Raw genomic sequence first — 26699 nt, 5'->3', positions numbered from 1 at the left:
GACCCGGCGGCCGGTGCGGACGCCGATGACGAGGAGGAGCTCCGACATGACGGAGAAGAAGACGCCGCAGCAGCCGGAGACCCCCGGCCGGGGCGGGCAGCAGAGCGACGAGCAGGGGCACCGGCCGGACCCGCGGCAACCGCCCGCGGAGCCCGGCCGGGGCGCGGACGGCACCGCTGACGCCGCCGGGCGTGCGCAGCAGCTGAGCGAGGACCCCGCGGCGATCGCCCGGGAGGACTCCGCCCGCGCGGCCACCAAGCCCGCCTCCGCCCGGAGCGCCTACGAGGCCGAGCAGGCGCACAAGCTGGACGTGAGCCACGACGTCAACGACCCCGAGCGCGTCCGCCGGCTGATCGCCGACTACCAGCGGGAGCACGGGATCCCCGCTGATGCCGCCGACGACCCCCACCTGGGGGCGGACGACGACGGCGCCTTCGCGGGGGACCACCGCGAGTTCGACCTCGTGGTGCGCGGCCGGAACGTCTCCTGCGGCGACCACTTCGCCCCGCGCGAGGTCGGCGTGCGCAACGGCAGGATCGTGGCCATCGAACCCCTCGGCGCCGGCCTGGCGGGCCGCGAGGTCGTGGAACTGGCCGAGGACGAGCACCTGCTGCCCGGCCTGGTGGACACCCACGTGCACATCAACGAGCCCGGCCGCACCGAGTGGGAGGGGTTCGCCTCCGCGACCCGCGCCGCCGCCGCCGGGGGCGTCACCACGGTCCTGGACATGCCGCTCAACTCCGTCCCGGCGACGGTCAACGTGCCGGCCCTCGAGTACAAGCGGCTCTTCGCCCAGAACAACGTCTTCGTGGACGTCGGCTTCTGGGGCGGGGCCATCCCCGGCAACAAGCCCGACCTGCGCGAGCTGCACGACGACGGCGTCTTCGGCTTCAAGTGCTTCCTGCTGCACTCCGGGGTGGACGAGTTCCCCCACCTCGAGGCCGACGAGATGGAGGAGGACCTCGCCGAGATCAAGACGTTCGACTCGCTGATGATCGTGCACGCCGAGGACTCCCGGGCCATCGACCGTGCCCCGCGGCCCGAGGGGGACGTGTACGAGAACTTCCTCAGGTCCCGCCCGCGCGGCGCCGAGAACCTGGCCATCGCCGAGGTCATCGAGCGCACCCGCTGGACCGGCGCCCGCTCCCACATCCTGCACCTGTCCTCCTCGGACGCCCTGCCCATGCTCGCCACCGCGAAGAGGGACGGCCTGGACATCACGGTGGAGACCTGCCCGCACTACCTCACCCTGCTCGCCGAGGAGGTGCCCAACGGCGCCACCGCCTTCAAGTGCTGCCCGCCGGTGCGGGAGGTCGGCAACCGCGAGCTGCTGTGGGAGGGTCTGATCGACGGCACCATCGACTTCATCGTCTCCGACCACTCCCCCTCGACCCTGGACCTGAAGGACCTCGACAACGGCGACTTCGGGGTGGCCTGGGGCGGGGTCTCCTCCTTGCAGCTGGGTCTGTCCCTGATCTGGACCGAGGCCCGTCGCCGCGGAGTAGACCTGGGCCGCGTGGTGGAGTGGATGTCGACGAGGCCCGCCCAGCGGGCCGGCCTCCGCTCCAAGGGCAGGCTGTCCCTGGGCTATGACGCCGATCTGGTGGTCTTCGCACCCGACGACGCCTTCGTCGTGGACGCCGGGAAGCTGCACCACAAGAACCCCATCACCCCGTACCAGGGCAAGGCGCTGTCCGGAAGAGTGCGCAGGACCTTCGTGCGGGGCACCGCCGTGGACTTCGAGACACCGCACGGCCGACTCCTCCGGCGCGGGGAGAACTGACCGGACGGCGGACGGGCCCGTCGTCGGGGCCCGGACGGTTGAGAGCGAACATCCGCCGGTGCTACGGTCACCGGGACCGCGGGAGCGGTCTCCTGGATCAGCAGACAGGACCTCACTGAGCTGGCGGCGCCGAGTGCCGCCCTCGGAGCACACGAGGCGCACGGCGCCGGTGACGAGTCCTGCGACCGATCGGAGAACCCTGTGCGTCCCCACACCTCGAACCCCGGCTCCCACCGGCTGTGGCTGCGCGAGCCCCTGGCCCTGTACACCGGCGAGGACGCCTCCGCGGACACGGCCGGCGGTGTCGTGGTGGACACCGCCTCCGGCACCGTGGTGGAGCTGGTCCAGGCCGGCGGAGCCCCGAGCGTTCCGTGCGCGGTCCTCGACGCCCGGGAGCACGTGGTGGTGCCCGGGCTGATCAACACGCACCACCACTTCTACCAGACGCTCACGCGCGCCTGGGCGCCAGTGGTCAGCGTCCCCCTGTTCCCGTGGCTGCGGGACCTCTACCCGGTGTGGGCCCGCCTGCGCCCCCGCGACCTGCAGCTCGCGACCACGGTGGCGATGGCGGAGCTGCTGCTCTCGGGCTGCACCACGGCGGCCGACCACCACTACCTGTTCCCCGGCGGCATGGAGCACTCGATCGACGTGCAGGTCGAGGCCGCCCGGAGCCTCGGCATGCGGGCGGTCCTCTCCCGGGGGTCCATGAGCCTGGGCGAGCGCGACGGCGGGCTGCCCCCGCAGCAGACGGTGCAGGAGGCGGGGACGATCCTCGCCGACAGCGCACGCCTGGTGGGGACCTACCACGAGCGCGGCGACGGCGCCCGGACCCAGATCGCCCTGGCCCCGTGCTCCCCGTTCTCGGTGACGCGGGAGATCATGCGGGACACCGCCGTGCTGGCCGGCGAGCTGGACGTGCGGCTGCACACCCACCTCGCCGAGACCATCGACGAGGAGGACTTCTGCCGGGAGCGCTTCGGGCTGCGGACGGTCGACCACCTCGAGTCCACGGGCTGGCTCACCGACCGGACGTGGCTGGCCCACGGCATCCACTTCGACGACGCCGAGGTGGTCCGCCTGGGCGCGGCCGGGGTGGGCGTGGCCCACTGCCCCACGTCCAACATGCGCCTGGCCTCCGGGATCTGCCGGGCCGTGGAGCTCGAGGAGGCGGGAGTCCCCGTGGGGCTCGGGGTGGACGGGTCCGCCTCCAACGACGCCTCCAACCTGGTGCAGGAGGTCCGGCAGGCCCTGTACGTGCAGCGGCTGCGCTACGGGGCGGAGGCCGTGACCCCGGAGCGGGCCCTCGGCTGGGCGACGCGCGGCTCCGCGCGCCTGCTCGGGCGCCCGGACCTCGGTGTGCTGCGCTCGGGCGCCCAGGCGGACCTCGCGATGTTCCGGCTGGACGGGCTGCGCTTCTCCGGCGCCCACGACCCGCTCTCCGCGCTGCTGCTGTGCGGCGCGGAGCGCGCGGACCGGGTGATGGTGGGCGGGCGCTGGCTCGTGGAGGACGGTGCGATCGCCGGTCTGGACGTGGAGGCGCTCACCGCCGAGCACTCCGCGGCGGCCCGCCGCCTGGTGAACGCCTGAAGCTCCCGGCCCCGCCGGGCGCGGCGCTCGCGGACCGGGCCCGGGCGGGGCGCCGCGGCCCGGTGGCAGCAAGCTGATCGGGCCGGCCCGGACACCGTCGCAGGGCGTTCCCCGCCTCCGCCCGGCGGTGTGCCGGGCGGAGGCGGGGAACGCCCCTGGTCGAGGCCTCGCAGGTGGGGTGCGGGCGCTCAGGCCGTCGCGTCCTTGGCGGCGAGGACCGTCCGGATCTGCCCCGTGTGCGTGATCTCCCCGTCGTCGATCATCCTCCGGACGTCGTCGAAGTGGTGCTCCGCCACGACCGCCACCTCGGCTCCGTCGCTGTCCACCACGGCACCGCCCTGGATCCGGTCGCCCTCCCGCAGGTGCGCCAGGGTGTCCGCCCGGACGACCCGCACCGGAGCCGCCGCCATGACGGATTGGTGCCGGGAGTTGCCGGCGGTCAGCTGGTTGAACAGCAGGTTGAGGGCGATGGCCACGAGCGCCGCGGCGCTGATCCCCGAACCGAGGATGGTCTGGGTCCAGGACGGGAATCCGGCGTAGAACTGTGGTGCGGCCACGGGGATGAGGCCGAAGGCGAAGGCGACCGCCACGATGACGAGGTTCATCGAGTTGTTGAAGTTCACCTTGGCCAGCGTGCGGACCCCGGACGAGGCCACCGTGCCGAAGAGCACGATCGACGCACCGCCCAGCACCGGGGTGGGAATGGCCGCGACGACCTCGCCGATGACGGGGAACAGCCCCAGCCCCACCATGATGACGCCGGCGGCCGTGACCACGAAGCGGCTGCGGACGCCCGTCACCGCGACGAGGCCCACGTTGGCGGCGAAGGCCGTCTGGGTGAACGAGTTGAGCAGCGGCGCCCCCGCGGAGGAGAGCATGTCCGCCCGCAGGCCGTTGGCCACGCGCTTCGAGTCGACCTTGGCCCCCGTGATCTCGCCCACCGCGAGGATGTCCGCCGTGGTCTCGGTCATCGTCACGAGCACCACGATGAGCATCGAGATGATCGAGGCGACCTCGAAGGTCGGGGGTCCGAAGGCCAGGGGCGTCGGGAAGGTGACGATGCCCCCCTCGCCCACACCGGAGAAGTCCACCATCCCCATCGCGTGGGCGATCACCGTGCCGAGGACGAAGGAGAGCAGGATGGACAGGCGGGAGATCATTCCGACGCCCACCTTGGACAGCACCAGCACGATGAGCAGGGTGATCCCCGCGAGCGCGAGGCTGCGGGGGTCGGCGGCGCCTCCGTCCCCGGCGCCGGCGGCCCAGGAGATCGCGACCGGCAGCAGGGAGATGCCGATGACCGTGATCACCGTTCCGGTGACCACGGGTGGGAACAGCCGCAGGACGCGGGAGAACGCGCCGGCGAGCAGGAAGCCCACCACCGAGGAGACGAGCACGGCCCCGAAGATGGTGGTCAGGTCGTTGCCCCCGGCCAGGATCGCGAGCATGGGGGCGACCCCGGCGAAGGACACCCCCTGCACGAGCGGCAGCCTGGAGCCGAAGAAGGGCGCCCCGAAGCTCTGCAGGACGGTGGCGACCCCGCCCATGAGCAGGCAGGAGCTGATGAGGAGGGCGATCTCCTCGCCGGAGAGTCCGGCGGCCTGCCCGATGATGAGGGGGACGGCCACGATGGCGCCGTACATGGTGAGGACGTGCTGGAAGCCGTAGGCGGTGGTGCGTCCTAGCGGCAGCCGCTCGTCCTCCGGTCCGGGCGCGGGCGCCGGGCGCCCACGGCGGCTCGTGCGGGCCGGGGTCGTGCGGGCGTCCGCCGCGCGGGCGTCGGTCGGACGGTCAGGTGTGGTCGATGACATGGAAGGAGCCTCCTTCAGCGCGCAGGCGTCGGCTCTGCTACGCAAGGTCCGGCGATCCTCTGTTTTTCCCGGGCCGTCCGTTGCCGGCGGGTCTCCCGTGAAGTGTCCAGATCTGGTGGTCCCGGTAGGAGCCGACCGGGGCGGCGGGGTGCTCGGATCAGTACGCGGTGCGCTGGGCGTTGCCGGCCCAGGCCTCGAACGGTTCCGTGCGCGTGGCGAGGGCGACGTGGCGGACCGGAAGGGCCCGGTCCCGCTCCTGCGCGCTCCGGGCGAAGAACTCGTAGAACTCGGCGTCGTCGAATCCGCCGGCCGCGGCGTCGTGCCGGTCGGCGGCGAAGTACACCGCGTCCAGCCGGGCCCACAGCGAGGCCGAGAGGCACAGCGGGCACGGTTCGCAGCTGGTGTAGAGCACGGCGCCGCTGAGGTCGAAGGTCCCCAGCTCGCGGCAGGCGCTGCGGATGGCCATGACCTCCGCGTGCGCCGTGGGGTCGTGGTCCGCCGTCACGCGGTTGACGGCGGGGAACTCCCGCCCGTCCGCGGTCACGACGACGGCGCCGAACGGCCCGCCGTCGCCGGCGGCGTTCTCCGCCGCGAGCTCGACGGCACGTTCCAGGTGGACCTGGGTGCGCGGAGTGGTTTCGTGGATGGTCGACATGATGCTCAGGTCCTCACGGATCGTGGGGGAACCCGAGAAACGGCTTGTCCGTCGGCAGGCCCGCCCGGCTGTCAGATCATGCCCGGTAGATAGCCCCGGTCGATCGGGGCCCGCCTTTGGCTGAGGCCAACCTAGAGGAGATCCACGTGACCTACAACACATTGTGGAAGAATTCTTCCAGATCCACCCTGACCCGGTGGTGGCGACCGTTCTCTTGCGGCCCCGTCACGGCGTGGTTATGGTGTGACTCAGCCTACGGCGGGTCCTCGAGCGGACTATCTACCGGGCGAGCAACGACGAATCGCGCTGGTCCGCCGCCAGAGAGCTCCCAGTACCCCCGGGGAACCACCTGACTCCAGGTCGCGGCCAGTGGCATGCACCGAGGAGCAGCAGGTATGAGCGACATCCGAGTGACGGTCAACGGTCGGGCCCGGGACGGTGCCGAGGTCGGCCCGCACACCCGGCTGCTGGACTGGTTGCGGGGCGAGGGCCTGACCGGCGCCAAGGAGGGCTGCGCCGAGGGCGAGTGCGGTGCCTGCGCGGTGCTGGTGGCCCGGCCGGACGGCGAGGGACGCAGCCGGTGGACCTCCGTCAACGCCTGCCTGCCCCCCGCCGCCGCCTTCGACGGTCAAGAGGTCGTCACCGCAGAGGGCCTCGGCACCGCGGGCGGCACCGGCACGCCGGCGGCGCTGCACCCCGTCCAGCAGGAGATGGCATTCCGGGGAGGCTCCCAGTGCGGGTACTGCACCCCCGGCTTCGTCTGCTCCATGGCCGCCGAGTACTACCGTCCCGAGCGCGAGGCCCCCGGCGCGGCCACCGAGGCGGCCGGCGGGGCCCAGACCGGCACCGAGGTCGTCGGCGAGGAGCACGCGGCCGACCACGAGTGCGGGCCCAACGGTTTCGACCTGCACGCCCTCAGCGGCAATCTCTGCCGCTGCACCGGCTACCGCCCCATCCGCGACGCCGCCTACGCGCTGGGCACCCCTGCCGAGGCCGACCCGCTGCTGCGGCGCCAGGACCGGCCCGCGCAGCCGGCCCCGCTCACCCGGGTGGCGGCCGGGGGCGCACAGTTCGTCCGTCCCGGTTCCATGGAGGAGCTCTTCGAGCACCTGGAGGACACCCCGGACGCCCAGCTGGTCGCTGGTTCCACGGACGCGGGCGTGGGCGTCAACATCCAGCACGCCCGTCCGCCGCTGACCCTGGCGGTGGACCGGCTCGAGCAGCTGCGCACGCTCGAGGTGGGGCAGGAGCGTGTCGAGATCGGGGCGGCCCTGAGTCTGTCCGAGGTCGAGCGCGGCCTCGCCGGGCGGGTGCCGCTGCTGGACCAGGTCTTCCCCCAGTTCGCCTCCCGCCTGATCCGCAACGCCGCGACGTTCGGCGGCAACCTCGGAACCGGCTCGCCCATCGGGGACTCCGCCCCGGCGCTGCTGGCTCTGGGCGCGTCCGTGGTGCTGGCCTCCGCCGGGGGCGAGCGCGAGGTCCCCCTGGACGAGTACTACACCGGGTACCGGCAGAGCGTCCGCCGCCCCGGGGAGATCATCCGCGCCGTGCGGATCCCGCTGCCACCGGCCCGGTACAGCGCGTTCCACAAGATCGCCAAGCGGCGCTTCGACGACATCTCGAGCGTGGCCGTCGGCATCGCCGTGCACGTGGAGGCCGGCACGGTCACCTCCGCGCGGATCGGACTGGGCGGGGTGGCGGCCACCCCGATCCGCGCGCATGCCCCGGAACGCATCCTCAGCGGTGCGCCGTGGAACCGTGACACGGTCCTCGCTGCGGCGGCCGCGCTGGCCGGGGAGGGCACGCCGATCGACGACCACCGAGCCAGCGCCCGCTACCGCTCGGCCATGCTCGAGCAGGCCCTGCTCAAGTTCTGGGCGCAGAACGCGCTCGCCCCCGACATGGAGGTGTCCCGATGACGTCCCTCGCCGACCGCCCCGTCAATCCCGTGGTGGGCGTGCCCGTCGCGCACGAGAACGCCGCCCTGCACGTCACGGGCACGGCCCTGTACACCGACGACCTGATCGTGCGCCACCAGGACGTGCTGCACGCCTGGCCGGTGCAGGCCGCGCACGCCCACGCCCTCGTGCAGGACCTGCGCACGGCCCCGGCCCTGACGGTCCCCGGCGTGGTCCGGGTCCTCACCGCGGCGGACGTGCCCGGGGTCAACGACGCCGGCACCAAGCACGACGAGCCGCTGTTCCCCACCGAGGTCATGTTCCACGGGCACGCGGTGTGCTGGGTGCTGGGCGAGACCCAGGAGGCCGCCCGCCTGGGCGCCGCAGCCGTCGAGGTCGACTACGAGCCGCTGCCGTCGCTGGTCACCGTGGCCGAGGCGATCGAGGCCGGCAGCTTCCAGGGCGCTCAGCCCACCGTCAGCCGCGGGGACACCAGCACCGCGCTGGCCACCGCGGCCCACCGCTTCAGCGGTGAGTTCGAGTTCGGCGGCCAGGAGCACTTCTACCTCGAGACCCACGCCTCCTTCGCCTACGTCGACGAGGGCGAGCAGGTCCTGGTGCACTGCAGCACCCAGCACCCCACCGAGACCCAGGAGATCGTCGCCCACGTCCTCGGCCTGCACAGCCACGAGGTCACCGTGCAGTGCCTGCGGATGGGCGGCGGGTTCGGCGGCAAGGAGATGCAGCCGCACGGCTACGCCGCCGTTGCCGCCCTCGGGTCCGTGCTCACCGGGCGGCCGGTCCGGGTGCGGCTCAACCGCACCCAGGACATCACCCTGTCCGGCAAGCGCCACCCCTACCACGCCCGGTGGGAGGCCGGCTTCGACGAGAGCGGTCGCCTGCAGGCCCTCGAGGCCACCGTCACCAGCGACGGCGGGTGGAGCCTGGACCTCTCCGAGCCCGTGCTGCAGCGCACGCTGTGCCACATCGACAACGCCTACTGGATCCCGCACGTGCAGGTCCACGGCCGGATCGCGCGGACCCACAAGACCTCCCAGACCGCGTTCCGCGGCTTCGGCGGGCCCCAGGGCATGCTGGTGATCGAGGAGGTCATGGGCCGCTGCGCCCCGCTGCTCGGGGTGGACCCCACGGAGCTGCGCCACCGCAACCTCTACGTCCCCGGCCAGACCACGCCCTACGGCCAGCCCGTCCGGCACGCCGAGCGGCTGCGCACCATCTGGACGCAGCTGCTCGACCGGGCCGAGGTCGAGCGCCGCCGTGAGGAGATCGCGGCCTTCAACGCCGCCCATCCCGACACCAAGCGGGCGCTGGCGGTTACCCCGGTGAAGTTCGGCATCTCGTTCAACCTCACGGCCTTCAACCAGGCCGGCGCCCTCGTGCACGTCTACAAGGACGGGTCCGTTCTCATCAACCACGGCGGCACCGAGATGGGGCAGGGGCTGCACACCAAGATGCGCCAAGTCGCGGCCACGGCCCTGGGCGTGCCCCTGGAGACCGTCCGGCTCGCGCCCACCCGCACGGACAAGGTGCCCAACACCTCCGCCACGGCCGCCAGCTCCGGGGCGGACCTCAACGGCGGGGCCGTGAAGAACGCCTGCGAGCAGATCCGCGACCGACTGGCAGAGGTCGCCGCCCGCAAGTTCGACATCCACCCCGACGACGTCCGGTTCGTCGACGGCACGGTGACCGGGATCGGCTTCCACGACCGGCAGATGTCCTTCGCCGAGCTCGCCCACGACGCCTACTTCCAGCGGATCTCGTTGTGGGCCGCCGGGTACTACCGGACCGAGGGGCTGCACTGGGACGGCGCCCGGATGCAGGGCGAGCCGTTCAAGTACTTCTCCTACGGCGCCTCCGTCTCCGAGGTGGAAGTCGACGGGTTCACCGGCGCCTACCGGTTGCTGCGCACCGACATCATCCACGACGTCGGCGACAGCCTCTCCCCGCTGATCGACGTCGGGCAGATCGAGGGCGGCTTCGTGCAGGGGGCCGGCTGGCTGACGCTCGAGGAGCTGCGCTGGGACGTCTCCGACGGCCCGCACCGAGGGCGGCTGGCCACGCAGGCGGCGAGCACCTACAAGCTGCCGAGCTTCTCGGAGATGCCCGAGGAGTTCAACGTGCACCTCTTCGAGCAGGCCACCGAGAGCGGCGTCGTCTACGGGTCCAAGGCCGTGGGGGAACCGCCCCTCATGCTGGCCTTCAGCGTGCGCGAGGCGCTGCGGGAGGCGGCGGGCGCCTTCGGCCCCGGCCGCCGGAGCGTCGAGCTCGCCAGCCCGGCCACCCCGGAGGCGGTGTTCTGGGCGCTCCAGGAGGGGCGCCGGGTCCTGGCCGCCGACACGGAGCAGGCTCCGGCACCGGCCACCTCGGCGGCGCACTGACGTGGACTGGCTGGACGCGCTGCAGCACCTGCGCGCGGCGGGCGCGCCGGGGGTGCTCGCCACCGTCACGGAGGTGCGCGGGCACGCCCCCCGGGAGGCAGGGGCCAAGATGGTCGTGGCCGAGACGGCCTCGTGGGACACCGTGGGCGGCGGCAACCTCGAGGCGACCGTCGTGGAGCGGGCACGGGCGATGCTGGCGTCCGGGGCGAGCGTCCCGGAGACGATGACCTTCTCGCTCAACGAGCACGCCGCCGTGGAGCACGGGAGGCAGTGCTGCGGGGGCGTGGTCGGCGTCCTGCTCGAGCCCCAGCGCGCCCGGCCGTCCGTCGCCGTGTTCGGCGTGGGGCACGTGGGCCACGAGCTCGCCCGGGTGCTCTCCCGGCTGCCCCTGCACCTGCACCTGGTGGACAGCCGGGAGGGGCAGCTGGATCCTGCCCGGCTGGCCGACGTCACCGACGGGACAGCGCAGGTCCACGTCCACCACAGCCCCGTCCCGGAGAACGTGCTCGCCGCGCTGCCGACCGGGGCGCACGTGCTGATCATGAGCCACGACCACGCGGAGGACTTCGTGCTCTGCGACGCCGCGCTGCGCCGGGACGACCTCGGCTCCGTGGGGCTGATCGGTTCCTCGGCCAAGTGGTCCCGGTTCCGGGTGCGGCTGCGGGAGGAGGGGCACGGCGACGCCGCGCTCGAGCGCATCACCTGCCCCATCGGGCTCCCCGGCATCCCGGGCAAGGCGCCGGCGGTGATCGCCGTCAGCGTCGCCGCCGACCTCCTCCGGGTGCTCGCCGCCTGACCGTCCCCGGAAGCCGCGACCACAGCGCCGTGGCCCTCCCGGGAGCGCGCGGCCGGCTCACCCCGCGCGGGGAGGGCGGACGGGCGGGGTCCCCCTCCCCTTCTCCTCGCCGGGACCGTTGCCGACCGTGACCTCGGCCAGGTCGGTCGAGGTCTGCCCGGCCGAGTCCGTGGCGGTCGCCGAGAGCGTGCGACTGCCGTCGGCGACCGTGGTGGTGTCCCAGGACGCCGTCCACCCGTCCGTGCCGTCGGTGTCGGTGCCCAGGACCCGGCCGTCCACGGCGAAGGCGACCTGGGCGACCGCCACGTCGTCGACGGCCTCGGCGGTCACCGGCACCGTCCCGCTCACCGTCGCGCCGTCGGCGGGAGCGGTGAGCGCGACACGGGGCGGGTCGTCGGCGGCGCCGGCCATCCGGTCCGCCACGTGCAGGCGGACGGTGGGCAGCTGGGCGTAGAGGCGCTCGCCCGGGCACTCGGTGGCCTCGTAGTCGCGGTGCCCGCCGATGACCGGCACAGTCCGCTGCGTCCCGTTGACCGGGTTCGTGTAGGTGACCGTGGCGGCCGGTTCGAGGTCGTGGCGCACGGCCAGCTCGGCGAGCAGCTCCTCCAGGGAGGACACGGCCGCCGGTTCCGGGTCGGCCCCGAACCTGCGGTGGCCGGTGAACTCCCCGAGCAGCGCCACCCCGAGGTTCCCGGAGTTCCAGCCGCCGACGTGGGCGCCGGTCACCATCCGGTCGGTGCCGTCCTCGTGGGCGAAGTCGGCTCCGGTCCCGCCCGCGGCCCCGCACGAGGTACTGGCCGTGCCCGACCACCGGCCCTCGTAGACGATCCCGAACTCGTCGATCAGGTACTGGTAGCCGATGTCGCCGAAGCCCTGATCGACCGCGTGGTAGCGGTAGATGGCGCGCACCGTGGCGGCCGGGTCGGGGTCGTCGTTGGCGGTCGCGGTGTGGTGGACGGTCGTCACCTGGGCGTCGTAGAACTGCGGCGCCCAGAGCTCCTGGCCGGCGGCGTCGTGGCGCAGGGACTCGTCGGCACCCCAGTCGGCGCGGGAGCGGCACTGGCTGCTGTTGAGAGCCTGCGCGGCCCCGCCCGGGACCCGCCCCACGGTGGTCCGGGGCCCGTCGGTGGTGTTCATGGCCACCGCGCGCGGGGCGACGGCATCTGCGGGGATGCCGCGCACCTGGTAGGCCTCGGCGTCGCCGGCGGGGACCAGGCCGCTGGCCCACTGCCCCTTGCTCGTGACGCCGTCCTCCATCAGCGGGATCCACTGTCCCCACCGGCCGTCGTGGCGCAGCCGCACCGCACCGTGCGGCTCGGCGCCGGGTGCCTCCGCGGCGTGCTCCCGACCGGCCGGGACGTCCCACAGGACGCCGACGTGGTCGATGGTGAAGTCCGTGGTCACCTCCCCGGCCCGGACCGGTTCGGCCTCGGCCAGGGTCTCCGGGACGGTGCGAGCCTGCGCCGGCCCGGACCACAGCACGGCCAGCGAGAGCACCAGTCCCGCGACGACGGCGTGCACGATGCTTCTCAGAAGACGACGCATGGGTTCCCCCTGGAGTGACCGGTCGCTGCGGACGGGGCCGGCCGCGCCCTCGGTCCCCTTCCGAGGACCGCGCCCCTGCCCGTGGGACAGTCTGTCCCGGGCGGTGGGCCGGCACAATCCTTCCCGGTTACTGGCCATCGTGTGACCAGTGCTCCGCTCCGGTGACGCCCTCCCGTGGGCCGGCGTGAGGACGTCACCGGCACCCGGAATCAGGCGAGGCAGCCGCCGAGGGCGATGGTGCCGTCGATGGCCGTGATCTGCTGCTGCACCTCCCCGAGCTGCGCCTGGAGACCCTGCACGACAGCCGTCTGGGCCCGGATCGCGTCCTTGTTCTGCTTCTTGGCCGCTTCCAGGCCGCGCAGCGCATCCTGCGCGTCCGTCAGCCGGCCGTCGAGCGTCATCACCTGCTCCTGCAGCGTGCTCAGCCGCGTCTCCGTGGTGCTGACGGCGTCGTCGACCTCGGTGAGTTCGGCCAGCAGAGGAGCGACGCGGGTCTGGGTGCCGAGGATCTCCTGCTCCTTCGCCGTGATCTGCGCGTTCAGGTCCTTCAGCTCCGCGAGGACGGCGTCCATCTCGGCGGAGAGCGCGGCGATCTCGTCCTGCTTCGCGGCGACCGTCCGGTCGGCCTCGTGCGCGGCGTCCTGCAGACCCGTCAGCTCCTCCCGGAGCGCGTCGAGCTCCGCCTGCTGCTCCGCGACGGCGGCGGTGGCGCTCCGGTGCGCCGTCTCGGCGTCCGCGAGCTCGGTCCGCAGATCGGCGAGCTCGGACTCCTGGTCGTCGATCTCCCGCTGGGCGGTCTCCACCCCGTCCACGAGCCCCGGCAGCACAGCCTTCAGGTCGGCGACTTTCTGCTCCTGCGCGGCGACGGCGTTCTCGGCCGTGCTGACCGCGGCCTCCAGCGCCGGCAGGCCCTCCTGCAGCGCGGTCAGCGCGTCCTGCGCCGCCGAGGCCGCCGACTGCGCCTCGAGCGCCGCGGTCCGCAGCGCCGGGAGCCGGTCCTGGAGGTCGGCGATCTCGCCGGTCCTGGTGGCGACCGCCGCGTCGGCAGCTGCCAGCGACTCCTGCAGGGGGGCCGCCTGCTGCTGCAGCGCGGCGCTCTCCTGCTGCTGCGCGGCGAGCTGCTCGTTCAGGACGGTCACCTGCTGCTGCAGCCCGCCCAGGTCGCCCTGCAGGCCGGAGATCAGTGCGGTGGTATCGGTGATCTGCGCGGTGACGGTCGTGAGCTCCGCCTTGTGCTGGGCGATCTGCGCCTCCCGCTCCTTCTTCGTCTGGCCCTCGCCCTTGACGGCCTCCAGGCGGGCGATCTCCTGCTCCAGGAACGTCTTCCGCTCCTGCTCCGTCCGCAGCTCGTCCTGGGCCTTCACGAGCTCGGCCTCGGCGGCCTCGATCGCCGCGCGCTTCTCGCCGAGCTGCTCCTCGAGCACGGCGATCCCGGCGGCGGCGACGGCGATCTTCGCATCGTTCGCGGCGGCGGCGTCCGCGGCGGCCTTCGCGGTGGCCCCGAGGACGGCCAGCTCGGCCTCGGCCCGGGCGATCTGCTCCTGCTGGGCGGTCACGGCCTCGGCGGCGGTGTCCGCGGTGGCCTGCAGTGCGGCCAGGTCGGTTTGGGCTCGGGTGATCTCCTCCTGCTGCTCGGCCAGGGCGCCGGCCGCGCTGTCCGCCTTGCGCTGCGTGTCGGCGAGGACCGCTTCGGCTCCGGTGAGCTCGTCCTGCGCGGCGTCGAGCTGTTCCTGCGCGGCCTGGCCGCCGTCCCGGAGGCGCTGCAGCTCCGCCTCGGCGTCGGTGACGGCGGTGCCCGCCGCGGTCACGGCGTGCGCCGCCTCCGCGGCGGTCGCCTCCAGAGCAGCCAGCTCGGTCCCCGCGGCGTCGATCCGCTCGTGCTGGGCGGCCACGGCGTCGGCGGTCTCCGCGGCGGTCGCCTCCAGAGCAGCCAGCTCGGCCTCGGCGGCGTCGATCCGCTCCTGCACGGCGGTGGCGTCGGCGGTGGCGCCCTCGGCCCGGCCCTCGAGGTCGGCGAGGTTCCGCTCGGCAGTGGCCAGCTGTTCCTGGAGCGGAGTCAGCTCGTCCTGCAGAGCGGCCCGCTGGGTCTCCAGGGCCGCCAGAGCCTCCTCGGCCTCCGACACCGCGGCGGCGGTGGTGGTCAGCTCCGCGGTCAGTCCAGCGATCTCGTCCTCGGCCGCCGTGATGTCGGCGGCGACCTGTGCCTCCTCGGCGTCGAGGGCCGTGAGAGCCTGCTCCCCCGCCGCGATCTCCGCCACGAGCTCCTCGGAGGTCGTCACCAGCGCGGCGCGCTCGGCCTGCAGCGCGGCGATCTGCTCGGCGTTCTGCTTCGCGGCCGCCTTCAGCAGGTTCTGCTGCACCGTTCCCCGGTGCGACAACTGGTTGACGACGCCGTTGCAGACACCGCCCGTCCCGGCCGGCGGTGCGGCGTGCGCCGGCACTGCCACGGCGAGTCCCCCGAAGACGGTGGAGACGGCCAGTGCCGCGACGACACGGCGGGTGCCCTGCGTGCTCTGGCCCCTCGAAGACAGCGTGGATCCACGGAAAAATGACATGTCTGGTCCCCCCAGAGTCGATCGGTCCGCCCCCCACGGGTGGACCCCACCTGGAGTTTGCATCAGTTAACGCAAGTTCATGGCATGACACGGTGGGGATGATGCAAATGCGTCGAGTTGTGACGTCGTGCGGACGCCCATGACACGCGGCGGGGCGCGCCACGGTCAGTCTGCGCCGCGGTCCGGGCGTGCGCTCGCGGCCCTCTGCGACTCCCGGCGGGGACGCGGAGATCCCGCGCCCAGCCACCGGAGCAGCACGAGAGCCCCCGGCAGCGCGGAGATCAGGGCGAGCAGTCCGTAGCCGATCGAGATCGCGAAGCCGGTCTCGGCGGGCAGTCCGTGGGCCATGGCGGCCAGGGTGGTGATCCCCTCCCGCGGGCCCCAGCCGCCCACCCCGACGGGCACGGACATTCCCGCGAGGCCCAGCACGGAGGTCCCCCACAGGTTCGCCAGGGACTCCTGCGGGGCGGTGCGCACGGCGGCCAGCAGGAACAGCCCCTGGTAGCAGGCCCAGGCGAGCACGGACAGCGCCCACACCCCCGCCCGGTCGCGCGCCGGGGCACCGCTCGTCGAGCGCCAGGCGACCGCCCCGAGGCCGAGCGCCCCGAGGCCGAGGGCCGCGGCGAGCCAGCCGCCGACCGCCAGGGCGGGCACGGTGCCCGCCGCGAGGAGCACGGACGTCCCGGCCAGCCGCTCGCCCAGCACGGACCCGCCGGCCCCGGGCCAGCTGTCGCCGCGCCGGCGGCGGCGGAGCACCCGCACCGCGTCCCCGGTCACGCCGCCGGGCAGCAGCAGGTTCACCAGCCCGGACGCCAGGCACTCGCCCAGCGCCTCCCGGGTGCCGATCGGCATGCCCCGGCTGCGGGCCACGAGCCGCCAGCGCTGGGCCTGGGCCGCCGTGGCCAGGAGTCCGGCCCCCAGGGCGAGCAGCACCGTGGCGGGAGTCAGGATCCCGACGGCGCTGCGCACCGCGTCCGTGCCCAGGGCGCGGAACAGCAGGGCGAGCAGCAGGAGCCCGGCCGCCGCCTGGCCGGTGGCGAGCAGCGCACGGAGAACGGGCCGCCGCCGGGTGGGGGCTGGCGGGGTCTCGGCGGGCATGGGCGCAGTCTAGCCACCGCCCGTCGTCGCCCGGATTGACGCGGCGGGCCGGGCCCGCCCACGATGAAGACCCCCGACGCGGAAGGCGACCGCATGGCCCTGGCCCGATCCACCGGTTCCCGCCCCTCGGCGCGCCGGGACGGTGTGCTGGCGTTCCTGGTGCTGGGCGGCGCGCTCGCGGTGCTCCCCGTGCTGTCGGACGCGGAGCTCCCCGTGCTGCTGGCCTCGGGGGCGCTGGGTCTCGGCGTGCTCGGCGCGGTGGTGCGCAGCACCGTGCGCCGCCGCGGTGAGCCCTACGGCCCCGCCGACCGGGTCACCGTGGGCCGCTCGGTGCTCGTCGCGCTGGCCGCCGCACTGCTGCCCGTGGGCCTGGCGCCCGTGCTGGGCCAGGACGCGGGCCGCCCCGCCGAGGCCTGGTGCTGGGCCGTGTTCGCCGTCGCGCTGCCCGCCTGGCTGCTCGACGGCGTCGACGGGTGGGTCGCCCGCCGCACCGGCACCGCCACGCACGCCGGCGCGCGGCTCGACCAGGAGGTCGACGCCGCGCTGCTGCTCGTCCTCTCCGTGGCCGTCGCCGCCCGGCTCGGGCTGCCCGGGGCCGGGTGGGTGGTGCTGATCGGCGCCATGCGCTACCTGTTCCTGCTCGGCCTGCGGGTGCGTCCCGCGTGGCGCCGCGGGCTGCCCTTCTCCTCGTACCGGCGGGTCGTGGCGGGGATCCAGGGCGGGGTCCTGCTCGGGGCGCTGGTCCCGCTCATCCCGCTGCCGCTGGCCGTCACCGCCGTCGCCGTCGCGCTGGTCCTGCTGCTGGTGTCCTTCGGCCGGGACGTCCGGTGGCTGGAGCGGTCGGGGCGCGGGCTCAGCTGACGGGCGGCAGGCCGAGCACGTCCGCGTGCCCCACCGTGGCCCGCAGCCGGCCGCGGGCGCAGTCCACCAGGCGGGTCCGCAGCCAGGCGTGGGCCTCGGCCGTGAGGTCCGGGCGGTGCTCCACGGCGGCGTCCGCCCGGTCGGCGAGGAACCGCTCCAGGAGGGGCCGGGCCCACGCCTGGTCGGAGATCCACCAGGGCGTGGGCGTCACGTCCACGGCCATCCCGTGCTCCTGCAGGGCCTCCGCGGCCAGCCGCACGGCGTCGGTGCCGGCGAGCTCACCGCGGTGCTGGTGGTCCTCGAAGGCGCCCAGCACCGAGGGGTCCAGGTGGTGCGGGGGGTCGAGCAGGACCTCGCCGTCGACGGTCAGGGCGAGGAGCGCCGGGACGCCCTCCGCGGCCAGCACGCGGGCCAGCTCCCGGATCTGCTCCCGGGTGAGCAGGTCGAGCAGCGCGGAGCACGTGACCAGCCGGCGGTCCGCCGGGTGCTCCGCGAGGACCCGGCCGAGCTCCTCGACCCCGGCGAGGACGGGCACGACGTCGGTCCCCTCGGCCCGGGCGGCGGCCACGGCCTGCTCGAGCAGCCCGCGGTCGTGGTCGAGCAGGATCCAGCGCTGGGGACCGGGCAGGTGCCGGGCCAGCCAGGCCCGGTTCGCGCCCGTCCCGGCGCCGAGGTCCACGACGACGACGGGCTCCGTGCCCGGGGCGGTGTCGGTGCCGGACGGCGGGCGCTCCTCCCAGTGCCGGACGAGCCGGGCGATCAGGGGCAGCGAGTCCTCGCGGGCGGCGGCGTCGGCGGGCTCGCGCAGGGCCAGCCAGTCGCCGGCGACGGGACGGTCGGGGGCGGAGTGGTTCGTCATCTCGGTCTCCTGGTGCGCTCGGTGGTGGTGTCGTGGTCGGCGTCGCAGCCGGTGGCGGCGGTGCTGACGTGGTCATCGGCAGTGGTGGTCATCGGCGGCGGCGTGCTCGTCGCCGGTGTCGTGCCCGGGGGCTCCGACGGATCGGGCGGCCGGGCGATCGCGGCGAGGACGTCGCGGGCGGTGTCCTCCCAGCGGCGCAGGCGCTCGCGGCGGGCCAGCGCCGCGGCCCGCCACTGCCTGCGCAGGGCGGGGTCGGTCAGCCAGTCCCGCAGCACCTCGGTCCAGGCGGACGGGTCGGCGGGGTCGAGGGCGGCGCCGGCCCGGGCCCCGGCGGCGGGCGCGGTGGTGGGCCCGGCGCCGCCGGCGGGCCGGTGCGGCGGCGCGCCGTCGAGGGCCTCGACCGCGCCGGTGCCGGCCGCGACCACCGCGGGCACGCCGTGGGCGAGCGCCTCGGTGACGACCATGCCGTAGGTCTCGGCCGTGGAGGGCAGCAGCAGCAGGTCCGTGCGCGCCCACTGCCGGGCCAGCGCGGCACCCCGGAGGGGACCGTGGCGGCGCACGCGTCCCGGGTCGGGGAGCTGCCGGGCCGCGGCGTCCAGCTCGTGGACGTGGCGGGGGTCGCCCTCCGGGCCCACGAGGTCGAGGGTCCAGTCGAGGCCGGCCAGCGGCGCGAGGGCCCGCAGCAGGAGGCGCTGGTTCTTGCGCGGGGTCAGGGACGCGAGGCAGAGCAGTCGCGGCGGGGAGGATCCCGCGGCCACCGGTCCGCGCTCGGCCCCCGGCTCCGCCACGGCGACGCCTGCGGCGCCGTAGCGGCGGCCGAGGTCCCGGGCCGCCCAGGCACTGGGCACCAGCACCCCGGTGGCCGCGGCGAGGGCGGCGGCCTCCCGCCGGGCGAGCTCCGCGGCGGCCGCGGGGTCCAGCCCCGTCTCGGCGGGCAGGGGGAGGTGCACGAGCAGGTGCACGGGCACGCCGGAGCGCACGGCGTCCTCGACCGTCTCCGGGGCGGCGCACCCCACGAGGCCGTCGAGGACGACCGCCCGCCCGGGGGACGGGCCGCCCAGGGCCCGCCGCAGCCGCGACCGGGCGGCGCCGTCCGGGGCGGGCCAGTCCCCCGCGACCGGCACGAGGCGGGCCGGGCGGCCCAGGGCGCCCAGTGCCGCCACGAGCCGGCGGTCGTAGAGCGATCCCCCGGTGGGCCGTCCGCCGTCGTCGGGCACCACCACGTCGAGGCCCGCCCGCACCGTGCTCACCGGGCCGGGACGGGCCCGCCGCGCTCGCTCAGCACGGGCAGCTCGAGGGTGTAGGAGGCCCAGGCGTCGGGGTTCTCCCGCAGGGTCACGGCCAGCCGCTCGAGCCCCTCGACGGACGCCGCGCCCGCCGCGAGCCGCTCGGCCACGTACTGGGCGAGCACCTCGGTGGTGGTCAGCCGGCCCGCGAGGTCCGGGTGCTCGTCGAGGTTGCGGTAGCGCAGCCCGTCGAGCACGCCCGTGAGCAGGTCGCCGGCCAGGCCGATGTCCATGACCACCCCGTGCTCGTCGAGGACCGGCCGGGACCAGGTGGCCTCCACCTCGTAGGTGGCCCCGTGCAGGTTCTGGGCGGGGCCGAAGAAGGGGTCCGGCAGGCTGTGGGCGATCATCATGTGGTCTCGGACGGTCAGGGTGAACACGGGGCTCCTCAAGTCGGCGGGGCGGGTCGGTCGTAGTCCACCACGTGGCACAGCACGTCCGGGGCTCCGGCGGCGAGCCGCGCCATGGTGGCCGGCAGCTCCACGAAGGCGGAGCTCCCGGAGAGCAGGGCGTCGAAGCGAGGGTCCCGCAGCGCGTCCAGCGCGGTGGCGAGCCGGTCGGCGGTCGTGCGGCGGGCCCGGCGCGCGGGGGCGACGGCGCCCACCTGGCTGGCGCGGATCTGCAGCCGCCGGGCGTGGAAGTCCGCGCCGAGCGGGACGGCCGGGTCCTCGTCGCCGTACCAGGACAGCTCGATCAGCTCGCCCTCGTCGCCGAGCAGCTCGAGCCCCCGCGCCAGGCCGGCGGCGGTGGAGGAGGCGTGCACCACGACGTCGCACTCCCCCGCGGCGTCCTCCGGCAGCACGTGCTCCACGCCGAGCCGTGCCGCGAGCTCCCCGCGGGACGGCTGCGGGTCCACGAGCTGCAGCCGGGCGAGCGGGAAGCGGGCCAGCAGCGCGGCCGTGCACGCGCCGATCATCCCGGCGCCGACCACGGCCACGCGGTCCCCGAGGCGGGGCGCGGCCTCCCAGAGGGCGTTGACGGCCGTCTCCACGGAGCCGGCGAGCACGGCGCGGTCGGAGGGCACGTCGTCGGGCACGGGGGTCACGGCGGAGGCCGGGAGCACGTAGCGGTCCTGGTGCGGGTGCAGGCCGAAGACCCGCCGGCCCACCAGGTCCTCCGGCCCCTGCTCCACGACGCCCACGGACAGGTAGCCGTACTTCACCGGGCCCGGGAAGTCCCCCTCCTGGAACGGGGCGCGCATCCGCTCGTGCACCCGCGCCGGGACCAGACCGCGGTGGACCAGCGACTCGGTGCCGCGGCTGATCCCGGAGCGCAGCGCCCGCACCAGCACGTCCTCCGGCCCCGGGGCGGGCAGCTCCGCGGTGCGCAGCTCCCCCCGGCCGGGCTCCACGGTCCAGTAGGCGCGGCAGGTCCGGGGCTGCTCCGGGGCGGCGGCGGTGTCGGTCATGCTCCCATTGTGGCGTGCCGGCGGCGGCCCGCCACCGGGCGACCGCCGCGGCAGGCCCGGGCCCCCGCGCGCCCGGCCGGCCACCGAAGCGTGCGGCCGGCCGTGCTCCGCAGGTCAGGCGGTCGGGGCGGGCCCCTCCTCGTGCAGCTCGGCGAGCGCCCGCCGCAGCGCGGCATAGCGGCGGGACCCGAGCCGGCGCCGCCACTGCTCCTCCACCTCGGCGACCACGCCCGCCGCGACCGCCTGGGCGGCCCGGCCGCGCTCGGCGATGGTCACGAGCCGGGCCCGGGCGTCGGCGGGATCGGGCTGCCGCTCCACGTACCCCTCCTCCTCCAGGGCCTGCACCAGCAGGCTGGCCGTCTGCTTGGTGACGCGGGCCTGCTCCGCGAGCTGCACCGTGCGGGTGCCGTCGGGGCCGATCCGCTGGAAGATCCGCGCCTGCGCGTAGGAGAGGTCCGCGAAGCCGGCGGCATGCAGGGCCTCCACCACCCGGATCTCCATGGCCCGGTACGGGCAGTACAGCAGCAGCCCCGTGTTCGTCCCCTCGTCCTCGCGCACTCCCACCCCTTGACACCGTGGCGGATCCCGCCGGAGAATTAAGTCAGTAAACCTGACCATTGTGGGGAGACTACCATGGACCGCACCGCCATCTGGGACGCCGTCCACCGGGAGCGGTCCGCGCTCGCCGACCTCCTCGGGACGCTCGGTCCCGAGGAGTGGGACCACCCCACCCTGTGCCCGGGATGGGCCGTGCGGGACGTGGCGGCCCACGTCATCTCCTCGCCGCAGTTCGGGGTGGCCGATCTCGCCGTCGCCCTGTGGCGCGGCCGGGGGAACTACGACCGCGCGGTGTTCCTGGACGCCCGGCGCCGCGGCCGCCGGCCGGTCGAGGAGATCGTCGCGGACTACCGCCGCCTGGACGGGTCGAGGCGCCGTCCCCCGGGCACGGGGGTGCGGGATCCGCTCCTCGACGTCCTGGTCCACACCCAGGACATCGCCCTGCCCCTGGGGCGGCACCACGCCATGCCCCCGGAGGCCGCCCGCACGGCCGCCGACCGGGTGTGGTCGATCTCCTTCCTGTTCCGGGCCCGCCGGCGGCTGCGCGGGGTGACGCTCACCGCGACCGACGTCGACTGGCGCGCGGGCAGCGGCCCCGAGGTCCGCGGGACCATGGAAGCCCTGCTCCTGCTGCTGACCGGACGGACGGCGGCGCTCGACCGGCTCGAGGGACCGGGCCTGGACCTCGTGGACCCGGGGGCGGGGGCCGTCCGGCGCTCTTGACACCCCGCCGCGGCGGCGAGGACGCTGGTGGAGGCGGCATCCGCCGTCACCTCCCCCGTCCCCCGAGGTGACCCATGGTCCAGCGCATCCTCTTCCTGCACGGGGCCGGACTCCAGCCCGGCCCCGGTGGAAACCCGGTGCTCGAGGCCGTGCGGCGGCAGTGGCCGGACGCGGACCTCGTCGCCCCCGACCTCCCGAGCCCGGAGAATCCCGATCCGGAGCTGTGGCAGGAGGCGATCGGCCGGGCCGTCCGCGCCATCCCGGACGAGCCCTGGGTGATCGTGGGCCACTCCCTCGGCGGGTCCGAGGCCCTGCGCTTCCTGTGCAACCGGATCCCCACGCTGCTGCAGCGCGTCGTGACCGTGGCGGCCCCGTGCTGGTGCCCGCAGCACCCGGACTGGAACGAGCGCGGCTTCGCCCTGCCCCCCACCGTGGGCCGGACGCTCGCGGACCTCGAGATCGTCCTGGTCCACGCCGAGGACGACGACGTCGTGCCCTCCGCCCACGCGCACTGTCTCGCCGAGCAGCTGCCCTCGGCCGAACTCGTGCTGCTCCGCTCCGGAGGGCACCTGCCGACGTCCTGGACGGACCGGGGTCTCATTGCGTGAGGCGGAGCCGGGCGGATCGGCAGAATCGCCTCCGTGCGAGAGCATGGAGGGCATGACCCGATCCCATCCCGTGCCCCGCAGGACCGCCCGCACCCTGGGGACCGCCGCACTGCTCCTGGGCCTCTGCGCCCCGGTCCCCGCCGCCGCGCTCCCCGCCGCCCCGGGCGGCGAGGTCCCCGGGACCACCTCGGTGACCGTCCCCGCCTCCTGCGGCCCGGCGGGCGCCGGATCGTTCGCCGTGGCGAACGGGCCCTCGGCGGAGGACGACCGGCGCGCCCTCACCGCCGCCCTGGACGGGCTGAGCGGGGCCGTGGGCGCGGAGATCGGCCTGCTGGTGCAGGACCCGGACGGCCGCACGGTCCTCGCCCACCGCCCCGATCTGTCCGGCATGGAGGCGAGCCTCTCGAAGGTCCCGCTGGCCCTGACCACCATGCGCCTGGCCGCGGAGCGGGACGGCCGGCTCACCGCGCAGCAGCGGGAGCTGATCCGCAACAGCGTCCACGAGAGCGGCAACGAGTCCACCTCCGCCCTCTACGGCGCGCTCGGCCCCACGGTCTCCGCCATGGAGGCCGAGCTCAACGAGACCTACGACCTCATGGGCGTCAGCTCGACCCGGTCCTCGGGCGGCTGGGGCCACAACATGACCACGGCCTCCGACCAGCTGGCCGTGCTGGGCACGGTGGTCCACGGCGCGGACTGGCTGCCCGAGGAGGACCTCGCCTGGCTGCGGGAGCAGATGCGGCCCAGCCATCCGTCCCAGACGTGGGGCGTGGGCGGCCCCCGCGCGGGCGGGGCGGCCACCACGGACTCCCTCGTCAAGAACGGGTGGCTCCCGGACGCCGGCGGGCAGTGGGACACCCACAGCGTGGGGCGGGCCGCCACGGGCGGGACGGCCCACCACATCGCCGTGCTGGGCTCCGGCTACCCCACCGCGGCGTGCGGCCAGGACGTGGCCACCGCCGTGGTCGAGCTGTACCTCGCGCTCGGGGCCGCCTGAGCTCACGCCGCCGCGTGCGGCGCGCCCCGGCCGGGGTCCACCTGGTGCGGGCCGGCCGCGGAGGGCCGGATGTCGAAGTCGAAGATCGCGGTGGGCAGGTACACCGTGGCGCAGGAGTTGGGGATGTCCACCACCCCGGAGAACCGGCCCTCGATCGGCGCGGCGCCCAGCAGCAGGTAGGCCTGCTCCGGGGAGTACCCGAACTTCGTGAGGTAGTCGACGGCATGCAGGCACGCCCGCTGGTAGGAGAGCTGCGAGTCGAGGTAGCGCTGCTCGCCGTCGAGCGTCACCGAGGTGCCGGAGAAGGAGATCCACTCGCTGTACTGCGGGTCCGTCCTGCCCGGCAGGAAGATCGCGTTCTCCGAGACCCCGTAGGTCTCCATGCCGCCCTTGATGACGTCCACGTGGAAGTCGACGAACCCGCCCATCTCGATGGCGCCGCAGAACGTGATCTCGCCGTCGCCCTGGGAGAAGTGCAGGTCCCCCACGGAGAAGTTCGCGCCGTCCACGAAGACGGGGTAGAAGACCCGGGTGCCCTTGGTGAGGTTCTTGATGTCCTGGTTGCCGCCGTTCTCCCGGGGCGGGGCGGTGCGCGCGGCCTCCGCCGCGACCCGCTCCACGTCGGCGTCGGGGACCCCGCCCAGCAGGGCGTCCGCGGGCTCGGGCGGCAGCGCCAGGGGCGGGACCCGGTCCGGGTCGGTGGCGATGAGCGCCCCCTCGCGCGCGTTCCACCGGGCCAGCAGCTCGGCGGAGGGTGCGGTGCCCATCAGGCCGGGGTGGACGATGCCGGTGAACGAGACCTCCGGGACGTGGCGGGAGGTGGCCGTCTGGCCGCGGAAGTCCCAGATCGCCTTGTAGGCGTCCGGAAAGCGGTCGGTGAGGAAGCCCCCGCCGTTGGACCGTGCGAAGACGCCGGTGTACCCCCAGCCCTGCCCGGCCAGCGGGCCGGAGTCCTCCTGCGGGACGGGGCCGACGTCGAGGATGTCGACGACGAGCAGGTCCCCCGGCTTCGCGCCCTCCACCGCGAACGGGCCGGAGAGCTTGTGCACTGTGGTCAGCGGCGCGTTGAGGATGTCCTCGGCGGAGTCGTCGTTGACGATCGCGCCGTCGAACCACTCCCGGCAGTGCACCCGGAACGTGTCCCCGGGTCGCACGGTCGCCACCGGAGGGATCTCCGGGTGCCACCGGTTGTGCCCCACCAGCTGCTGGTCCTCGAACGGCCGGGACGAGTCCAGGGGAAAGATGAGCTCCGGCATGACGTGCCTCCTAGGCTGCGGTGTGCGAAGTGGTGCTCGGTCGGGGCGCCTCTCAGGGCCGGGGAAGTCTGCGGTGGAGGGGGTTGCCGGTGGTCCGGGCCGCGCCGCGGGCACCGGGCGGGGGTGCGGCGACGACGACGGGCTCGGCGGCGGTGCGCTCGGTGCGCTCGATCAGCCGGGCCGCGGGGGTGCCGGCCCGGGAGAGCCCGGCCGCGCTCATCAGCCGCCGCGCCGGGGCCCCGCAGCCGGGACAGGTGCGCTCGCGCGCGGCGGCGCCCATCCCCAGCAGCTTCTCGAAGACGCCGCAGTCCGGGCAGCGGTACTCGTAGATCGGCATGCGGTGCGCCTCCCGGGAACGCGGGGTCTCTGGACTGTCGACCGTAGTGCCGCGCCCGCGGCCGGGGAAGGGCGGTCGCCGACATCGCCCGGAGATGACGGAGGCGGGTGCGCCGGGCGCCCGCGCCGTGCGGTCCCGGCCGCGGCACGCTCAGGGCCGGTGGGGCTCGACGTTGAGGTTGTGCCGGAAGAGGTTCCCGGGGTCGTAGCGGTCCTTGAGGGCGGCCAGCCGCTGGTGCTTCTCCCGCCCGTAGGCCCAACGCGCCGCCTCCGGGAGGTCGCCCCCGAGCTCGGCGTCCGGGCCCATGAGGTTGACGTACTCCCCGTGCTCGGCGAACGGCTGCATCCCGTTCCGCACCGTTTGGACGAAGCCGGCGAGGAGCTCGTCGTCGGCGGGGTCGTGCCGGACGCCGTAGACCGTCAGCCAGTACCGCGCGGAGCGGTTGGGGAAGGCGGTGGCCTCCTCCGGCACCCGCCCGAACGCGCCCTCGAGGTGGTGGACGTCGATGCCGGCGCCCCGGCACGTGATCCCGGAGGCCAGGCCGGCGAGGACGTCGACGACCTCACCGTCCAGCCGGGAGAAGGGCACGTTCCGCCAGTGGCCGTGCGAACCCCTGGGGAAGGCGCCGTCCCTGGCCCCCTGCCAGGCGAGCCACGGTGTCGGCCCCTTCTCCTCGGCGTCGGGCGGAGCGTCCTCCCGCAGCCCGTCGACGACGTCCAGGCCGGCGGCGTGGTTCTCGGAGGCCCAGCAGAAGCCCACGGTCAGCACCGGCTCGTCGCCCATCCCGGCCCCCGGCGGCGGGATCGCGAAGCTGAGCACCGGGTTCATCTCGTCCGGCAGACCGCGCGACCACTCGGCGAAGGCGCTCAGGGCGTCCCGCCAGTGCGGCCTGCGGTAGTAGAGGTTCCCCGCGAGCACGGCGGAGGGCAGCCGGCGGGCCCTGAAGGTGAAGGAGGAGGCCACCCCGAGGTTGCCGCCGCCGCCGCGCAGGCCCCAGAAGAGCCCGGCGTTCTCCTCCTCGCTGGCGTGCAGGTGGTCGCCGGCGGCGGTCACGACGTCGGCGGAGTCCAGGTTGTCGAGCGTCAGCCCGTTGCTGCGGGTCAGCCAGCCCATGCCCCCGCCCAGGGTGAGTCCGGCCACGCCGGCGGCGCCGACGAGGCCGCCGGGGACCGCGAGACCGTGCCGGACCGTGGCACGGTCGAGCCCGGCGACCGTGGTGCCGGGGTCCACGCTCACGAGCTGGTTCGCGGGGTCGACGACGACGCCCCGCAGCCGCCCCAGGTCCAGCACCAGGCCACCCTCGACCGTGCCGTGGCCCGCCACCCCGTGTCCACCGCCCCGCACCGCCAGCGGCAGCCGCGTGCGCTGCGCCGCGGCCAGGACGAGGTCGATGTCGCCGACGTCGCCGGCTCGCACGACAGCCCGGGGGCGGACGTCGACCAGGCCGTTCCAGACCCGGCGGGCCCTGTCGTAGTCGGGGTCCCCCGGCTCGACCAGTCCCCCTGTGAGGCGGTCCCGGAGTTCCCGGAGCGCCCTGGCCGTCCCGTCGCCCGGCGCACCGTGATCGGTGGTGCTCATGGCTCCCGCTCCTGCGCGAAGAATGTGTCGGCCCGGAGGCAGATTCTAGTCCGCCCGGCGCAGGGCGCCGCGAAAGCCCTTGTCACACCTGCATAACTCCG

General features: G+C 74.9%; 22 protein-coding genes. 9 read left to right on the top strand and 13 right to left on the bottom strand.

What is annotated here, in order from left to right; translation table 11 throughout:
• The first annotated feature begins 409 nt into the window (after nucleotides 1-409).
• The gene (gene allB / locus AVL61_RS04530; protein WP_157571297.1) at nucleotides 410-1783 is read left to right on the top strand and encodes an allantoinase AllB; all 1374 of its coding nucleotides are present in this window, start codon (nucleotides 410-412) and stop codon (nucleotides 1781-1783) included.
• A 201-nt stretch (nucleotides 1784-1984) separates the two neighbouring features.
• A complete protein-coding gene (locus tag AVL61_RS04525; protein WP_058873129.1) occupies nucleotides 1985-3370 on the top strand; it encodes an 8-oxoguanine deaminase in 1386 nt (461 codons plus the stop codon).
• 188 nt (nucleotides 3371-3558) lie between these two features.
• Here AVL61_RS04525 and AVL61_RS04520 read toward each other — a convergent pair whose 3' ends face one another.
• Nucleotides 3559-5181, bottom strand: coding sequence for a nucleobase:cation symporter-2 family protein (locus AVL61_RS04520; protein WP_058873128.1), 1623 nt, complete (start codon nucleotides 5179-5181; stop codon nucleotides 3559-3561).
• A 157-nt stretch (nucleotides 5182-5338) separates the two neighbouring features.
• A complete protein-coding gene (locus AVL61_RS04515) occupies nucleotides 5339-5836 on the bottom strand; it encodes a nucleoside deaminase (protein ID WP_058873127.1) in 498 nt (165 codons plus the stop codon).
• Between the two features lie 395 nt (nucleotides 5837-6231).
• Here AVL61_RS04515 and AVL61_RS04510 point away from each other — a divergent pair, with 395 nt between their 5' ends.
• Genes AVL61_RS04510 through xdhC form a run of 3 tightly spaced genes read left to right on the top strand, consistent with a single transcriptional unit; the run spans nucleotide 6232 to nucleotide 10929 of the window.
• Nucleotides 6232-7755 carry a xanthine dehydrogenase small subunit gene (locus tag AVL61_RS04510; protein WP_058873126.1) on the top strand — a complete coding sequence of 508 codons (1524 nt, stop codon included), beginning with the start codon at nucleotides 6232-6234 and terminating at the stop codon, nucleotides 7753-7755.
• On the top strand, nucleotides 7752-10133 hold the full coding sequence (gene xdhB, locus AVL61_RS04505) for a xanthine dehydrogenase molybdopterin binding subunit (protein ID WP_058873125.1): 2382 nt from the start codon (nucleotides 7752-7754) through the stop codon (nucleotides 10131-10133). Before AVL61_RS04510 ends, xdhB begins: the two co-directional genes overlap by 4 nt.
• A gap of 1 nt (nucleotide 10134) precedes the next feature.
• Nucleotides 10135-10929 (top strand): xanthine dehydrogenase accessory protein XdhC, encoded by a 795-nt coding sequence (xdhC, locus tag AVL61_RS04500; protein WP_058873124.1) that lies wholly within the window; start codon nucleotides 10135-10137, stop codon nucleotides 10927-10929.
• 57 nt (nucleotides 10930-10986) lie between these two features.
• On the opposite strand, the gene AVL61_RS18115 is transcribed toward xdhC, so the two are convergent.
• The 3 genes from AVL61_RS18115 to AVL61_RS04485 all read right to left on the bottom strand — a co-directional run bounded on the left by AVL61_RS18115 (nucleotide 10987) and on the right by AVL61_RS04485 (nucleotide 16127).
• On the bottom strand, nucleotides 10987-12450 hold the full coding sequence (locus AVL61_RS18115; RefSeq protein ID WP_058873123.1) for an Ig-like domain-containing protein: 1464 nt from the start codon (nucleotides 12448-12450) through the stop codon (nucleotides 10987-10989).
• A 233-nt stretch (nucleotides 12451-12683) separates the two neighbouring features.
• Nucleotides 12684-15029 (bottom strand): coiled-coil domain-containing protein, encoded by a 2346-nt coding sequence (locus tag AVL61_RS04490; protein ID WP_157571287.1) that lies wholly within the window; start codon nucleotides 15027-15029, stop codon nucleotides 12684-12686.
• Between the two features lie 165 nt (nucleotides 15030-15194).
• Entirely contained in the window at nucleotides 15195-16127 is a 933-nt protein-coding gene (locus tag AVL61_RS04485; protein WP_058873121.1) for a lysylphosphatidylglycerol synthase domain-containing protein, read from the bottom strand.
• 93 nt (nucleotides 16128-16220) lie between these two features.
• Between AVL61_RS04485 and AVL61_RS04480 the strand changes: the two genes are divergently transcribed.
• The gene (locus tag AVL61_RS04480) at nucleotides 16221-16988 is read left to right on the top strand and encodes a CDP-alcohol phosphatidyltransferase family protein (RefSeq protein WP_157571286.1); all 768 of its coding nucleotides are present in this window, start codon (nucleotides 16221-16223) and stop codon (nucleotides 16986-16988) included.
• On the opposite strand, the gene AVL61_RS18580 is transcribed toward AVL61_RS04480, so the two are convergent.
• The 5 genes from AVL61_RS18580 to AVL61_RS04455 form a co-directional block, all read right to left on the bottom strand.
• Entirely contained in the window at nucleotides 16981-17847 is an 867-nt protein-coding gene (locus AVL61_RS18580) for a class I SAM-dependent methyltransferase (RefSeq protein ID WP_058873119.1), read from the bottom strand. The two genes, AVL61_RS04480 and AVL61_RS18580, sit on opposite strands and share 8 nt — an antisense overlap.
• Entirely contained in the window at nucleotides 17844-19097 is a 1254-nt protein-coding gene (locus tag AVL61_RS04470; RefSeq protein WP_058873118.1) for a glycosyltransferase, read from the bottom strand. The genes AVL61_RS18580 and AVL61_RS04470 overlap by 4 nt, the downstream gene beginning before the upstream one ends.
• Nucleotides 19094-19513 carry a 6-pyruvoyl trahydropterin synthase family protein gene (locus tag AVL61_RS04465; protein ID WP_058873117.1) on the bottom strand — a complete coding sequence of 140 codons (420 nt, stop codon included), beginning with the start codon at nucleotides 19511-19513 and terminating at the stop codon, nucleotides 19094-19096. Before AVL61_RS04465 ends, AVL61_RS04470 begins: the two co-directional genes overlap by 4 nt.
• Nucleotides 19514-19521: 8 nt before the next feature.
• Nucleotides 19522-20541, bottom strand: a complete 1020-nt coding sequence (locus tag AVL61_RS04460; protein WP_058873116.1) for a zinc-dependent alcohol dehydrogenase — start codon at nucleotides 20539-20541, stop codon at nucleotides 19522-19524.
• A gap of 114 nt (nucleotides 20542-20655) precedes the next feature.
• The gene (locus AVL61_RS04455) at nucleotides 20656-21099 is read right to left on the bottom strand and encodes a MarR family winged helix-turn-helix transcriptional regulator (RefSeq protein ID WP_082696970.1); all 444 of its coding nucleotides are present in this window, start codon (nucleotides 21097-21099) and stop codon (nucleotides 20656-20658) included.
• 75 nt (nucleotides 21100-21174) lie between these two features.
• On the opposite strand from AVL61_RS04455, the gene AVL61_RS04450 reads away from it, so the two are divergent.
• From AVL61_RS04450 to AVL61_RS04440, 3 genes are all read left to right on the top strand, one after another.
• Nucleotides 21175-21822, top strand: a complete 648-nt coding sequence (locus tag AVL61_RS04450; RefSeq protein WP_058873115.1) for a maleylpyruvate isomerase family mycothiol-dependent enzyme — start codon at nucleotides 21175-21177, stop codon at nucleotides 21820-21822.
• A gap of 74 nt (nucleotides 21823-21896) precedes the next feature.
• The gene (locus AVL61_RS04445; RefSeq protein ID WP_058873114.1) at nucleotides 21897-22430 is read left to right on the top strand and encodes an alpha/beta fold hydrolase; all 534 of its coding nucleotides are present in this window, start codon (nucleotides 21897-21899) and stop codon (nucleotides 22428-22430) included.
• A gap of 52 nt (nucleotides 22431-22482) precedes the next feature.
• Nucleotides 22483-23427 carry a serine hydrolase gene (locus AVL61_RS04440; protein ID WP_058873113.1) on the top strand — a complete coding sequence of 315 codons (945 nt, stop codon included), beginning with the start codon at nucleotides 22483-22485 and terminating at the stop codon, nucleotides 23425-23427.
• Between the two features lie 2 nt (nucleotides 23428-23429).
• On the opposite strand, the gene fmdA is transcribed toward AVL61_RS04440, so the two are convergent.
• The 3 genes from fmdA to AVL61_RS04425 all read right to left on the bottom strand — a co-directional run bounded on the left by fmdA (nucleotide 23430) and on the right by AVL61_RS04425 (nucleotide 26598).
• Nucleotides 23430-24683, bottom strand: coding sequence for a formamidase (gene fmdA / locus AVL61_RS04435; protein ID WP_058873112.1), 1254 nt, complete (start codon nucleotides 24681-24683; stop codon nucleotides 23430-23432).
• Between the two features lie 52 nt (nucleotides 24684-24735).
• On the bottom strand, nucleotides 24736-25020 hold the full coding sequence (locus tag AVL61_RS04430) for an FmdB family zinc ribbon protein (protein ID WP_058873111.1): 285 nt from the start codon (nucleotides 25018-25020) through the stop codon (nucleotides 24736-24738).
• Between the two features lie 150 nt (nucleotides 25021-25170).
• Nucleotides 25171-26598 (bottom strand): FAD-binding oxidoreductase, encoded by a 1428-nt coding sequence (locus AVL61_RS04425; RefSeq protein ID WP_058873110.1) that lies wholly within the window; start codon nucleotides 26596-26598, stop codon nucleotides 25171-25173.
• Nucleotides 26599-26699 lie beyond the last annotated feature (101 nt).

It is taken from the genome of Kocuria rosea subsp. polaris (genome assembly GCF_001483755.1).
In the GTDB taxonomy this organism is placed as follows: Bacteria; Actinomycetota; Actinomycetes; order Actinomycetales; family Micrococcaceae; genus Kocuria; species Kocuria cellulosilytica.
Note: the sequence above shows the minus strand (reverse complement) of the source record. Positions and strands in the feature narration are given on the sequence as shown.

What these genes read in the sequence shown, in the direction of transcription:
- AVL61_RS04520 (WP_058873128.1), bottom strand. Translation starts at nt 5,181, where the DNA reads ATGTCATCGACCACACCTGACCGTCCGACCGACGCCCGCGCGGCGGAC.
- AVL61_RS04515 (WP_058873127.1), bottom strand. Translation starts at nt 5,836, where the DNA reads ATGTCGACCATCCACGAAACCACTCCGCGCACCCAGGTCCACCTGGAA.
- AVL61_RS04510 (WP_058873126.1), top strand. Translation starts at nt 6,232, where the DNA reads ATGAGCGACATCCGAGTGACGGTCAACGGTCGGGCCCGGGACGGTGCC.
- xdhB (WP_058873125.1), top strand. Translation starts at nt 7,752, where the DNA reads ATGACGTCCCTCGCCGACCGCCCCGTCAATCCCGTGGTGGGCGTGCCC.
- AVL61_RS04490 (WP_157571287.1), bottom strand. Translation starts at nt 15,029, where the DNA reads ATGTCATTTTTCCGTGGATCCACGCTGTCTTCGAGGGGCCAGAGCACG.
- AVL61_RS04485 (WP_058873121.1), bottom strand. Translation starts at nt 16,127, where the DNA reads ATGCCCGCCGAGACCCCGCCAGCCCCCACCCGGCGGCGGCCCGTTCTC.
- AVL61_RS04480 (WP_157571286.1), top strand. Translation starts at nt 16,221, where the DNA reads ATGGCCCTGGCCCGATCCACCGGTTCCCGCCCCTCGGCGCGCCGGGAC.
- AVL61_RS18580 (WP_058873119.1), bottom strand. Translation starts at nt 17,847, where the DNA reads ATGACGAACCACTCCGCCCCCGACCGTCCCGTCGCCGGCGACTGGCTG.
- AVL61_RS04460 (WP_058873116.1), bottom strand. Translation starts at nt 20,541, where the DNA reads ATGACCGACACCGCCGCCGCCCCGGAGCAGCCCCGGACCTGCCGCGCC.
- AVL61_RS04450 (WP_058873115.1), top strand. Translation starts at nt 21,175, where the DNA reads ATGGACCGCACCGCCATCTGGGACGCCGTCCACCGGGAGCGGTCCGCG.
- AVL61_RS04445 (WP_058873114.1), top strand. Translation starts at nt 21,897, where the DNA reads ATGGTCCAGCGCATCCTCTTCCTGCACGGGGCCGGACTCCAGCCCGGC.
- AVL61_RS04440 (WP_058873113.1), top strand. Translation starts at nt 22,483, where the DNA reads ATGACCCGATCCCATCCCGTGCCCCGCAGGACCGCCCGCACCCTGGGG.
- fmdA (WP_058873112.1), bottom strand. Translation starts at nt 24,683, where the DNA reads ATGCCGGAGCTCATCTTTCCCCTGGACTCGTCCCGGCCGTTCGAGGAC.
- AVL61_RS04430 (WP_058873111.1), bottom strand. Translation starts at nt 25,020, where the DNA reads ATGCCGATCTACGAGTACCGCTGCCCGGACTGCGGCGTCTTCGAGAAG.
- AVL61_RS04425 (WP_058873110.1), bottom strand. Translation starts at nt 26,598, where the DNA reads ATGAGCACCACCGATCACGGTGCGCCGGGCGACGGGACGGCCAGGGCG.